Annotated in this window: 13 protein-coding genes; 8 read left to right on the top strand and 5 right to left on the bottom strand. The window is 69.7% G+C overall.

All coding sequences use genetic code 11. The features are described 5' to 3' along the window. Nucleotides 1-145 precede the first annotated feature (145 nt). Complete coding sequence (locus ACFUPX_RS40020) at nucleotides 146-1,099, top strand: LysR family transcriptional regulator (protein ID WP_383333917.1); 954 nt, start codon at nucleotides 146-148, stop codon at nucleotides 1,097-1,099. A gap of 78 nt (nucleotides 1,100-1,177) precedes the next feature. Further along, nucleotides 1,178-2,140, top strand: a complete 963-nt coding sequence (locus ACFUPX_RS40015; RefSeq protein ID WP_383333915.1) for an ankyrin repeat domain-containing protein — start codon at nucleotides 1,178-1,180, stop codon at nucleotides 2,138-2,140. On the opposite strand, the gene ACFUPX_RS40010 is transcribed toward ACFUPX_RS40015, so the two are convergent. The 5 genes from ACFUPX_RS40010 to ACFUPX_RS39990 form a co-directional block, all read right to left on the bottom strand. Then, nucleotides 2,060-2,638 carry a molybdopterin-dependent oxidoreductase gene (locus ACFUPX_RS40010; protein ID WP_383333913.1) on the bottom strand — a complete coding sequence of 193 codons (579 nt, stop codon included), beginning with the start codon at nucleotides 2,636-2,638 and terminating at the stop codon, nucleotides 2,060-2,062. The genes ACFUPX_RS40015 and ACFUPX_RS40010 overlap by 81 nt on opposite strands. A 171-nt stretch (nucleotides 2,639-2,809) precedes the next feature. Continuing rightward, nucleotides 2,810-3,925 (bottom strand): ABC transporter substrate-binding protein, encoded by a 1,116-nt coding sequence (locus ACFUPX_RS40005; protein ID WP_383333911.1) that lies wholly within the window; start codon nucleotides 3,923-3,925, stop codon nucleotides 2,810-2,812. Between the two features lie 73 nt (nucleotides 3,926-3,998). Then, nucleotides 3,999-4,394 (bottom strand): molybdopterin-binding protein, encoded by a 396-nt coding sequence (locus ACFUPX_RS40000; protein ID WP_383333910.1) that lies wholly within the window; start codon nucleotides 4,392-4,394, stop codon nucleotides 3,999-4,001. Nucleotides 4,395-4,448: 54 nt separating this feature from the next. Next, the gene (locus tag ACFUPX_RS39995) at nucleotides 4,449-5,558 is read right to left on the bottom strand and encodes a sugar ABC transporter substrate-binding protein (RefSeq protein WP_383333908.1); all 1,110 of its coding nucleotides are present in this window, start codon (nucleotides 5,556-5,558) and stop codon (nucleotides 4,449-4,451) included. A gap of 230 nt (nucleotides 5,559-5,788) precedes the next feature. Next, nucleotides 5,789-6,730 carry an MBL fold metallo-hydrolase gene (locus ACFUPX_RS39990; RefSeq protein WP_383333906.1) on the bottom strand — a complete coding sequence of 314 codons (942 nt, stop codon included), beginning with the start codon at nucleotides 6,728-6,730 and terminating at the stop codon, nucleotides 5,789-5,791. A gap of 78 nt (nucleotides 6,731-6,808) precedes the next feature. Here ACFUPX_RS39990 and ACFUPX_RS39985 point away from each other — a divergent pair, with 78 nt between their 5' ends. The 6 genes from ACFUPX_RS39985 to ACFUPX_RS39960 all read left to right on the top strand — a co-directional run bounded on the left by ACFUPX_RS39985 (nucleotide 6,809) and on the right by ACFUPX_RS39960 (nucleotide 11,594). Then, complete coding sequence (locus tag ACFUPX_RS39985) at nucleotides 6,809-7,237, top strand: MarR family winged helix-turn-helix transcriptional regulator (protein ID WP_383333904.1); 429 nt, start codon at nucleotides 6,809-6,811, stop codon at nucleotides 7,235-7,237. A gap of 275 nt (nucleotides 7,238-7,512) precedes the next feature. Beyond that, nucleotides 7,513-7,716, top strand: coding sequence for a cold-shock protein (locus tag ACFUPX_RS39980; RefSeq protein ID WP_100598391.1), 204 nt, complete (start codon nucleotides 7,513-7,515; stop codon nucleotides 7,714-7,716). Nucleotides 7,717-7,878: 162 nt separating this feature from the next. Continuing rightward, nucleotides 7,879-9,396 carry a DEAD/DEAH box helicase gene (locus tag ACFUPX_RS39975; RefSeq protein WP_383333902.1) on the top strand — a complete coding sequence of 506 codons (1,518 nt, stop codon included), beginning with the start codon at nucleotides 7,879-7,881 and terminating at the stop codon, nucleotides 9,394-9,396. Between the two features lie 46 nt (nucleotides 9,397-9,442). Further along, a complete protein-coding gene (locus ACFUPX_RS39970; RefSeq protein ID WP_383333900.1) occupies nucleotides 9,443-10,021 on the top strand; it encodes a TetR/AcrR family transcriptional regulator in 579 nt (192 codons plus the stop codon). Nucleotides 10,022-10,144: 123 nt separating this feature from the next. After that, a complete protein-coding gene (locus ACFUPX_RS39965) occupies nucleotides 10,145-10,927 on the top strand; it encodes an oxidoreductase (RefSeq protein ID WP_383333898.1) in 783 nt (260 codons plus the stop codon). 97 nt (nucleotides 10,928-11,024) lie between these two features. Further along, nucleotides 11,025-11,594 carry a TetR/AcrR family transcriptional regulator gene (locus ACFUPX_RS39960; protein ID WP_383333896.1) on the top strand — a complete coding sequence of 190 codons (570 nt, stop codon included), beginning with the start codon at nucleotides 11,025-11,027 and terminating at the stop codon, nucleotides 11,592-11,594. Nucleotides 11,595-11,695: the final 101 nt, after the last annotated feature.

Here is an 11,695-nt window from a genome sequence, read left to right as displayed (position 1 = left end):
CCCTGCTCGACGGCCTCGACGCCAACCGCCGGCTGCTGGCCGGCCTCCTCGCCGAGCAGCTGCCCGCGGTCCGGTACCGCCCGGCCGACACCCAAGTCAATCCTCGGATTTCCTTGCAGACCCCCAAGCTGTAGCTTCACCCTCCATGACCCTCGACGACCTGCGTGTCTTCGTCGCCGTCTGCCGAACGGGCAGCCTGAGCGCCGTCGCCCGCGAACTCGCCTGTACGCAACCCGCGGTCAGCCAGCACATCAGGCGCCTGGAGCGGGAGCTGGGGCTCAGCCTGCTCGAACGCCATCCGCGCGGGGTCGTGCCCACCCCGGCCGGACAGCTCCTGCAGAACGCGGCGGCGGGCGGCCTGGGCGACATCGACCACGCGCTGCGTCGGCTGCGCGACCTGGTGCACGGTGAGGCCGGGTCGGTGCGGATCACCACCGGCGCCACCACGGTGCGGCACTTCATGTCCGACGCGATCGTGGCCTTCCGCCGCCGCCACCCCCAGGTGAGCCTCGAGTTCGAGACCGCGCACTCCAGCCGCAGCTGCTTCGATGCCCTCATCGCGGGCGGCCTCGACCTGGCCTGGATCAGTATCGGCACACCGGTGAAGGGCATCGAGCAGCGGCCCGTCATCGAGCTTCCCTGGGTGCTTGCCGTCCATCGTGAGGACCCCTTGGCCGCGAAGCAGCAGATCACCACCGGCGACCTGGCGGGCATCCAGCTCATCGGGCTGCCGGAGAGCACGACATCCCGGGCGCGTCTGGACGCCTGGTTCACCGAGCGCGGCATCAGCCCTGCCTCCGACACCAGCGTCGCCGACTGGGACACCGCCCTGCTGCTCGCCGAACTCGGCCTGGGCCACGCGATCGTCCCCGACCTGCCGGGCTGGCGCGGCCCCGGCCACCCCGATCTGCGCCTGATCCCCATCCCGGAACTGCCCACCCTGTGGACCGGCTGGGCGGTACGACGCTGGGAGGCGCTGTCCCCGCTGGCCAAAGCCTTCGCCGACACCGTGAGCCACAACTGCCCTGGCGCACGCGCCTGCCCGGACCAACGCGTCCCCCGGCAGATGTCGCAGGAGATTGTCAGTGGGCGTCTGTAGCGTTCGGTGAGTGGTCGACGACGCCATACGGACGACATGCGACGGCAGGTGCCGCGGCCACCACGAAGGGGGAGTGTCATGGCTGTTGTCGAGGGTGGCGGCTGGGCGAGTCTCGGCTGGGACGGCTGGCGGGACCACTTGAAGGTGCGCGAAGTGCTGGAGCGCGGAGCCGACCCGAATGTGTGGGGCGGTAGCCGCCCCTTGCACCGGGCGGCCGAGATCGGCTCACCGGAGGTGGTCGCCGAACTGGCCCGCCGTGTCGACGACATCGACGCGCAGGAGGAGAGCTGCACCGCGCTCTGGTCCGCCATCCTTGCCGACCGCGCGGACAACGCCCGAGTCCTGGTGGCCGCGGGCGCCGATCCGTGGCGGCCCATGCTGGCGGACTGGTCACCGGGCCGCCTCAGCCTCGCGGGGCCGACCCCGGACCTCTTCAGGGTTCCGGCGGGCGAGCGCGGCCTCACCCCTGCGGAGGCCGCCGCCGCGACGGAGGGCCGACGGCTGACCGCGGCACTGGGCGACCTTCACTCCGAGGGCACGGGACTCGCGTGCGTGGCCGGGATCGACGCGGCCGAAGCCGCGCGCAGGCTGGGGGCCGAGCCCTACGAGGACCCCGAGCTGCACCTCTTCCTGGAGGACCCCTTGTCGTACGACGCGGACGAGTCCCTGCAGATCATCGGCGCCACGGACGTACCGGGCGGCTGCGTCATCACCCAACCCTGGGGCTACGCACCGCAGATGCTTGGCGTGCTGACCCTGCTCTCCGCGGGCACCGTCTGCTACGGGCTCTATGCCAATCCCAAGAGCGGCAACCAAGGCTGCGTCGTCCGCGACGGAGCCGTAGAAGGCTCGGACCTGCACCCCGGAGGCCCGCCGCACGAGGACGACTCCTCAGAGGAGGTCCTCGCCTCCTACCTCTACCGCCACAGCGCGGTGGCCTACTCCTGTGCCTATGCAGGCCTACGCCCGACCGACGCCCGCGCCGTCGTCGGCCCGCCCGACATATGGCTCAAGCTGCCCCGCCGGGGCTACTGGTACTGAACGTGCGCCCACTGACTCCTCGGGCACGCGGCACGCGCCGATCCAGATGCTGCTGATCGCGCTGATGTAGCGCGCCCCGCAGCGGTCGGACGGCACCACGAGCTGGCTCCCCACGGCGTCCAGCTCCTCACCGTCCAGACGGGTGGCCAGCAGGATGGGCGCATTGCCGAAGTCCGCGTCGATCTCCGCCCACGACAGGACGGTGTGGTGACCGTCCCCACCGCTGACGGCCAGCACGAAGCGCGAACGGTCCTTGCGGCGCCGGGGATCGAACGCGGGCCGCGTCTCGCTGACGACGTCCCGGAGCAGGGGCCCGGCGAAGGTGTGGTGCTGCGGCCCGTTCGTGGCGCAGTCGAAGACCACGTCCGACGCGTGCTGCACCCATCGCTGCCGCAGGTCCGCCACGGTCAGCGTGACGGGACGCTCGATGTCCCCGCACAGGGCGAAGGCCCCCGTGCGTACGGGGAGCGTGCGCGTGGGCGTGCCGGTTCGGCTCATCGGATTCCCCTCCGGGCAGTCATGGCTGACGCCAGTCATACCCGGCCGCCGTCATGGGGAATCGTGGATGCGACCCATTCGGCCGTCATTCCCTCGCTGTTGTGAGCTTGATACGAAGATGGGGCTGGCGAATACCAGTTCGTTCACCCCAGTTCGTTCATCCGAGTTCGCTCATCCGACGTGCAGGACCCGGAAGCACGCGGGTTCCGCCGGATCTCGGTCCACGACCTGGATCGGAGTGCGAGCCCATTGCCACACGCTGATGCCCGGCACGCGGGAGAACCGGATCCGCCCGCGGGTGCCCTCCACGTCGACACGCGGCCAGGACGCGGCGGTGCGCGCCCGGTCCACGCCTTGCGAATGCAGCACATCGGCGAGGACGGCGACCGTGTCGTAGCCCTCGAAGGCGACGAAGGAGGGTGCTTGGGCCAGTCGCTCGCGCAGAGTCTCGTCGACTCGTGCGCCGAGTGCGGTGAGGTGCTCGGGCAGGTAGCGCAGGAACGGAATCGCGGCGGCGTCGTCGCCCAGCGACGTCGCCCATTCGGTGAACTCCGGTTGACCGGCCGGAGCTCCGATCATGATCTTGGCGAGGCGCTCGTCGCCGCGTACGGCCCTGACGATCGGCACGGCGGGATCGGGGTGACCGACCAGCAGGAGGAGGGCTGACGCGCCGCTGTCGGCGAGCTCGTCGCACAGGGCCGTGGGCGTGAGCGCGTTCGCGTCGAGCTCGACGATGCTGCCGCCGCGCGGGGTGAGGTGGTCCCGCAGGATGCGGGTACCGGTCGCCCAGTACACACTCGGCTGGGCTGCCACCGCGATGCGGCTGTGGCCCGCAGCGAGGAAGAAGTCCGCGTAGACCTGCCAGCCGCGGGACTGGGGCGGGGAGAGGCGCGCGACCCATTCCGTCGGCTGCTCGGTGAGCGCGTCGAGCACCGCCGACGAACAGAGGAACGGCAGGCCGAGGGCGTCGGCCCTGGTGGCGGCGGTGCGGGCGACGACGCTGTGATACTCACCGGCCAGCGCGGCCACGCCAAGGCGAGCCAGCTCATCCACGGCGTCCGCGGCCTTCTGCGGATCAGCCGCGGTGTCCCGGACCACCAGTTCGAGCGGCCGTCCGGCGATCCCGCCCGCGTCGTTGACCTCGCCGACGGCCAACTCCATCCCGGCGAGCAGGTGTTGGCCCGCCTCGGCCCAGCCGGGCCGGGTCAGCGGGACGAGAGCGCCGATCCGAACGACGGACGCCCCGTCGGTGCGCTCCGCTCCACGCGGCGATGATGGCGTAGTCATGTGCTGGCGTCCCCCGTGTGGCGATTCGGCTGCCGTGGATCCTCAGTTCGCCGTCCTGCTCGCGGTCGCGGACTCACGGCAGGTCGACATGGACATGGGTCGACTTCACGCGGGCCGTGACCGTGGCGCCGACCTCGATGCCCAGTTCCTCCACGGACTCCCGGGTCACCAGGGAGACCAGCCGATGCGGCCCGGACTGGATCTCCACCTGCGCGGCCACGTCGTCGATCGTCACCGCGGTGACGATCCCGGCGAACGAGTTCCGCACGGAGGTGAACACGCCCTGCGGAACCGGGTGCATCCCCGCTGCGCGCTCGGCGGCAAAGGCCGCGAGGCTCACCCCGTCGATCGCGCGGTTGCCCGTGCCGTCCCGGTCCATGCGCAGCCGGCCACCGTCCGCCCACCGGCGAACGGTCTCCGAACTCACGCCAAGCAGCCCGGCTGCCTGCCCAATGCTGTACGACGGCACAGCCGCACTCTAGGCCAGCGGGTGTCGCCCGCCGGCCCCGGCCTCGCCCGGCGCCTAGCCCTTGAGACCGACCGTCGCGCACGCCGCCTTGAACTCGGCGGTGCAGATCTCCTTGGTCTTGTAGATGCCGTCCTTGATGACCGTGGACTTGATGGTGTCCCGCGTCAGGGGGCGGACCGAGACCAGGAGGGAGGGGATGTTCTTCGTGGTGGCGTTGTCGGACCGGTCCCCGGCCAGGGCGTCGTACTCGACCATGCGGCCCTGGGCGATCCGGACCGCCATCTGCGCGGCGCCGACGGCCTCTTCGGGGTAGGGCTTGTAGACGGTCATGTACTGCTCGCCGGTGACGATGCGCTGCACGGCCGGCAGTTCCGCGTCCTGGCCGGTGACCGGCGGCAGGTCGGTGAGGCCGGCGGCCTTGAGGGCCTTGATCGCGCCGCCCGCCATGCCGTCGTTGGCGGAGTAGACGGCGGCGATGTTGTCCTTGCCCAGCGCGGTGATCGCGTCGGTCATGTGGACGCCGGCCGTCTTCGGCTTCCAGCCCACGGTGTCGTACGACTTGGCGATGACCACTTGGTTCTGGAGCTGGGAGAGCGCGCCTTCCTTGAAGACGGGCGCGTTCGGGTCGGTCGGCGAACCGTTGATCATGACGATCTTGCTGTTCTTGCGGTTGCCGCTGCTGAGCGCCTTCAGGATCGCCTGGCCCTGGACCTGGCCGACCAGCTCGTTGTCGAAGGCCACGTACCCGGAGACGGGTCCTTCGGCGAGCCGGTCGTAGGCGATGACGGGAATGTTCGCTTCCTTCGCCTTCTTGACCGACGGCGCGATCTTCTTCGCGTCCACCGCGCTCACCAAGATCGCGTCGACCTTGTCGGCGACCATCTGGTCGAGCTGGCTGCTCTGCTTGGCGGCGTCCTCGTCGGCGTTGGCGTAGACCAGCTTGCCCTTGCCGTTGGTGAGCTTCTTGACCTGCTTCTCGATGATGGGGTGGTCGAACTTCTCGTAGCGGGCCGTCTCCGCTTCGGGCAGGAGCAGACCGACGGTGACCTCGTCACCCTTCCGCTCGGTCTGCGACTCTCCGTCGTCCGAGTCCAGCAGGCTGCCGCATGCGGCGAGCGAGAGTGCCAAGGCGCTCACAGATACGGCGACGGTGGCTTCACGCATACGGGTTCTCATTCGCCCACTTCCTCGATCGGACCGCTTCGTTGTGGCCCGAGGTGGCTGAAAGCCAACCCCGGAGCGTTCCCGGCGTCAAGGAGTCAATGCATAACGAGATTGCAATGGAATGTGTGTTTCAGTATTGAACTGTCCTGCATTGACACGTGACAGCCGCGAAGTCCTCGGGCCGGGGCCGGAGGAAGGGCGACCGCGGCCGCCACGCGTCGGAGGCAGCCTCACGCGTCGTCGTCGACCGGATGCCATGCGGCCCGGCCCTCTTCGGCCCGGACCCGGCCGAACACCACATCGGCGAAGTGGATGCCGAAGCCGATGGTGTCGGGCTCCTGGAGTTCGGAGACGAGACCGCGGCGGAACTCCGCGGACTGGTCGGAGTCGTGGTCGGGGGCCGCGGACCACTCGGGGTGGCCGACCTGGACGGGGGAGTGGAGGGCGTCACCGAAGGCGATGAGGCGCCGTCCGTCCGAGCCCTGCCCGCTCGGCGTGATCACGTAGGCGGCGTGGCCGGGAGTGTGGCCGGGGATGAAGCGCACGCGTACGCCGGGGAAGATCTCCTGGCCGTCCGCCACGGTCCGCACCTTCGGTGCCAGCGCGTCGAGTGTCTCCTTGCTCGTGCCGTGCGCCTCCAAGAGGTGGCGTTGCGACCATTCGGGCTCGGCCACCAGGTAGTCGGCGCGGGTGAAGACCGGGTGATCGCTGCCCGGGGCGGGGTGCCAGGCCCAGCCGATGTGGTCGACGTGCAGGTGGGTGAAGGCGACCGCTTCGATCTCCTCGGGCCCGCGGCCGAGCGTGGCGAGGTTGTCCAGGAGCGCTCCGCCCTGGATGGCGCCGATCGCGTTGCCCGGCTCGGCAGGGAAGGACTGCGGCCCGAAACCGGCGTCTATAAGGAGTGCGCGGCTGTCGTGTTCGACCAGGAGGCCGCCGATGCCCGCCACGAGGTGGCCGGTGTCGTCGACGTACTCGGGATGGGCGGCCCAGTCCTCGTCGGTGGTCCCCGGCAGCCAGCCGCGCGGCGTGAGCTGGACGGCTCCGTCCGGTACGTACGTCACCTTCGTGTCGCCGAGGCGCAGGGAGCGGACGCCGGAAGGCCGGCGCAGCCGTGCGGTCGCGGTCCGGTGCTCGGGGGTCGTGGCCGTGGTCTGGTGCTTGGCTGAAGTCATGACGGAACCATATGCATCAAGCTTGAATCATTCAAGCTCGCAATGTGCAGGCTGGATGCACTTGCTAGGCTGGGCCGTATGACGAACCCCGAAGCGCAGGTCATCGCCGAGCGGCAGCTGTGCGGCCTGGTGAACGGGATGGCCGATCAGATCGCGGAGCACCTGCGCGAACGCGCCGTCAGGCTGGGGCTGACCGCGCCGCAGGCGACCGCGCTGCGGGAGCTGGCGGGTCCGATGACCATGCGTGAGCTGGCGGAGCGCATGAGCTGCGAGCCCTCCAACGCCACCTTCGTCGTGGACAAGCTGGAGAAGCAGGCCCTGATCGAACGCCGCCCGCACCCGTCGGACCGACGCGCCAAGCAGCTGGTGCTCACCCCGGACGGCGCCGCGCTGCGGGAGCGGCTCCTGGGTCTCCTGGGGGAGGACTCGCCCCTGGCCGGCCTCACGCAAAAGGAGCAGGAGGCTCTGCGCGGCCTCCTGCAGCGGGCCATTTCCCGCCCCGGGTGAGACCAGAGGTCCGCAAATTTCCGCAATGCGGTGCGGGCGCAGGGCCGGTCGGGCGAAATAAGTAGGGCGTGCCCGTGCCGTGAAGGCCATCTCGTGCTACTGTTGATCGTAGTTGCAGTTGTGGTTCCCATAAGACTTCAAGTGCCTTTGGTGGATAAATGTCCGCCGGGCACTTTTGTATTTCCGGAGATGTTTTCCGGACGGGGCAATCAACGTGGCGACGCCGGGGTCCGCACAGTGCGGGTCCCGGGCTTGCCCCGAAGGAGATATTTAGTATGGCTACTGGCACCGTGAAGTGGTTCAACTCGGAAAAGGGCTTCGGCTTCATCGAGCAGGAGGGTGGCGGCCCCGACGTCTTCGCCCACTACTCGAACATCGCCACCCAGGGCTTCCGTGAGCTTCAGGAAGGCCAGAAGGTGAACTTCGATGTCACTCAGGGCCAGAAGGGCCCGCAGGCCGAGAACATCGTTCCTGCCTGACGCTGAAGCGTAAGACGACGCTGGTGCCCGCACCTCTCGGTGCGGGCACCAGCTCGTTGCTGTTTACAGAAGTTTGTCTTTTATTCGGCTCGTGCTTGCAATTCGTTCGGTTCAAATCCGCCGAGAATTCCTCGATGCGTGCCATATCGAGGAAGGTTCTCCATGAACCGTTCAGCTCGCACGAACGACCGCTATTCCAACCCCCGCAACAGCGGCGGCAACACCCGTCAGGGTGGCTTCCGCCCCGGCAACCGCTCCGGCGGCAGCCAGGGACGCCGTCCCGTCGCCCCGCAGGGTGAGTTCGCCCTGCCGGTCACCATCACCCCGGGCCTCCCGGCGGCGGAGACCTTCGCCGAACTCGACATGCCGGCCACGCTGTTGAAGACGCTCTCCGGCCTCGGCGTGACCGAGCCGTTCCCGATCCAGGCGGCCACGCTGCCGAACGCCCTCGCGGGCCGGGACGTACTGGGCCGTGGCCGCACCGGCTCCGGCAAGACCCTCGCCTTCGGGCTCCCGCTCCTCGTGCGCACCGCAGGTCAGCGCGCCGAGTCGAAGCGGCCCCTCGCCCTGGTCCTCGTACCCACCCGGGAGCTCGCGCAGCAGGTCACCGAGGCGCTGACTCCGTACGCCCGTGCCCTCAAGCTGAAGCTGGCCACGGTGGTCGGCGGTATGTCGATCGGCCGACAGGCCGGTGCGCTGCGCTCCGGCGCCGAGGTACTCGTCGCCACGCCCGGCCGGCTCAAGGACCTCATCGAGCGCAAGGACTGCCGTCTGGACCGGGTGAGCATCACCGTCCTGGACGAGGCCGACCAGATGGCCGACATGGGCTTCATGCCCCAGGTCACCGAACTGCTCGACCAGGTGCGCCCCGAGGGTCAGCGGATGCTGTTCTCCGCCACCCTCGACCGCAACGTCGACCTGCTGGTCCGCACCTACCTCCACGACCCCGTCGTGCACTCGGTCGACCCCTCCAAGGGCGCCGTCACCACGATGGAGCACCACGAACTGCACGTGCACGGCGCCGACAAGATGGCGACCGCCACGGAGATCGCGGCGCGCGACGGCCGGGTGCTCATGTTCCTGGACACCAAGCACGCCGTCGACCAGTTCACCAAGCACCTGATGGGCAGCGGCGTGCGCGCCGCCGCGCTGCACGGCGGCAAGTCCCAGCCCCAGCGCACCCGCACGCTCGCCCAGTTCAAGACCGGCGCCGTGACGGTCCTGGTCGCCACGAACGTCGCGGCCCGCGGCATCCACGTCGACAACCTCGACCTGGTCGTGAACGTCGACCCGCCCAGCGACCACAAGGACTACCTGCACCGCGGGGGCCGTACCGCCCGCGCCGGTGAGTCCGGCAGCGTGGTCACCCTGGTGACGCCCAACCAGCGCCGTGACATGAACCGTCTGATGTCCGCCGCCGGGATCCGTCCGCAGATCACCCAAGTCCGTTCCGGCGAGGCCGCGTTGAGCCGCATCACCGGTGCGAAGGCCCCCTCCGGCGTGCCGATCGGCGGCAGCGCGCCCAGCACGGAGCGCCCCAAGCGCGGCGGCGCCCCCTTCCGCGGCATGGGTACGCGTCCGGGACAGCCCGGCCGCTCCGGCGGAGGCTCTCGCCGGACCGCCGAGTCCCGCGAGATGGCGGAGGCCCGCAAGGCCGCACGGGTGCGTCGCGCCGCCTGAGCGGAGTAATTGACCTGGGGGTCAAGAAACGGCTAGGCTCCTGATCATGGGTAGGCCGAAGCAGTTCGATCCGGACGCCGCCGTCGAGCGGGCCATGGACGTGTTCTGGCGCAAGGGTTATGCCGCCACCACGCCCCAGGACCTCGTGGACGCGCTCGGCATCGGCAAGGGCAGTCTCTACAACACCTTCGGCAGCAAGCACGCTCTGTTCGAGCGGGCGCTGCGCCGCTACCGCGACAGTCAGGCCGTGGCTCTCATCGAGATGCTCGAGGAGTCGGGGCCCGTGAAGGAGCGGTTGCGCGCGGCGCTGCGCCTGCTGGTCGAGATGGACCTCGCCGACCCGGACCGGCGCGGCTGCATGGCGGTGAACACCGCCGCGGAGCTGGCCGGGACGGACGAGGTGGCGACCGATCTGGTGCGGCGCATGTTCGACCGCACCGAGGAGGCCTTCTCCGCGCTGGTGGAGAAGGGGCAGCGGTCGGGGGAGATCGACTCCGGCCGGGACGCTCGCGCCGTCGGCAGTCTGCTGCTGACCACGGTCGTGGGCTTGCGCCTCATGGCGCGGGTCGCCGAAGGGCCGGAGCGCCTTTCCAGGGTGATCGACGCGACGGTGGACTCCCTCTGACTGTCCAATCCCTCTGACCATTCCACCGGTTTCGCGGAGTGGTTCTCCGGGTGCTGACGTGTACCCATGTTCTGTACCTATAAGTCAAAAAAATGTGCGCGAACTTGAAGGAGCCGGAAAAGCATGAAGCTCGACCTCAAGGGCAAGACCGCCGTCGTCACCGGTGCCAGCCGCGGAATCGGTCTGGCCACCGTCAGGACGCTGATCGACGAGGGCGTACGTGTCGTGGGCGCGGCCCGCACCATCACCCCCGAACTCAAGGAGGCCGGAGCCTTCGCCGTGTCGGCCGACCTCGGTACGCCGGAAGGGGTGGCCGCGCTCATGGACGGCGCCTTCGCCGAACTGGGCGGCATAGACCTGCTGGTGAACAACGTCGGCGCCGGTGACGCGGTGGAGCCGGTCGGCTTCCTCGACACCGACGACACGCAGTGGCAGGGCGTCTTCGACCTCAACCTGCTCAGCGCGGTCCGCGTCAGCCGCGCCGCGCTGCCCAGCCTCATCGAGCGCCGCGGCGCGATCGTCAACGTCTCGTCCATCAACTCCCGGCTGCCCGCGGCCGGTCCCGTCGCCTACAGCGCGGCCAAGGCGGCGCTCACCTCGCTGAGCAAGTCGCTGGCCGAGGAGTTCGGGCCCAGGGGTGTGCGGGTCAACACCGTGTCGCCCGGCGTGGTGCGCACCGCCATCTGGGAGGACCCCGACGGCTTCGGCGGCAAGGTCGCGGCGAGTGCCGGGGTCGAGCACGGGGCGTTCCTCGAAGGGATCCCGGAGGCGTTCGGCATCACCAGCGGTCGCATCACCGAACCCCAGGAGGTGGCGTCGCTGATCACGTTCCTCCTCTCGGGAGTGGCGGGCAACGTCACCGGCGCCGATCACGTGATCGACGGGGGCACGGTCAAGACGGTCTGACGGCGGTGGGGCGCCGCCGCCTCCCTCCAGGGGTAACTGATTTGCCTAAAGGTATTAGGCAACTGCATAATCGGTTACGTCGAAGGAGAGGAAGGGCATGGTTCGCGCAGGATTGACCACGGAGCGCCTGGCCCTGGCCGGGGCGGAGCTGGCCGACGAGGTCGGCTTCGAGCAGGTGACCGTCTCGGCCCTGGCCAGACGGTTCGACGTGAAGGTCGCGAGTCTGTACTCGCACCTGAAGAGCTCCCAGGACCTCAAGACCAGGATCGCCCTCCTCTCCCTGGAGGAACTCGCCGACCGGGGCGCGGCAGCCCTGGCGGGGCGGGCCGGGAAGGACGCCCTCACCGCGTTCGCCGACGTCTACCGCGACTACGCCCGGGAGCACCCCGGGCGCTACGCCGCGGCCCGGCTGAGGCTCGACCCCGAGACGGCGGCCGCCAGCGCGGGCGTCAGGCACGCACAGATGACGCGGGCGATCCTGCGCGGCTACGACCTGACGGAGCCCGACCAGACCCACGCGGTCCGGATGCTGGGCAGCGTCTTCCACGGCTACGTCAGCCTGGAGCTGGCGGGCGGCTTCAGCCACAGCGAGCCCGATTCCCAGGAGTCGTGGTCCCGCATCCTCGACGCCCTCGACGCCCTGTTGCGAAACTGGCCCGCGCCCTGACCCGGACCCCGAGCCCCGTGTGGGTCGACCTCCGTGGGGGCGTCGGCGTATCGACACATCGACTCACCGGCGCTCCCCGACACCCCCAGACACTCTGATCG

This window comes from Streptomyces sp. NPDC057302 (genome assembly GCF_042667685.1).
Taxonomy (GTDB): domain Bacteria; phylum Actinomycetota; class Actinomycetes; order Streptomycetales; family Streptomycetaceae; genus Streptomyces.
The sequence above is the reverse complement of the archived record's forward strand: the minus strand, read 5'-3'. Positions and strand labels throughout refer to the sequence as shown.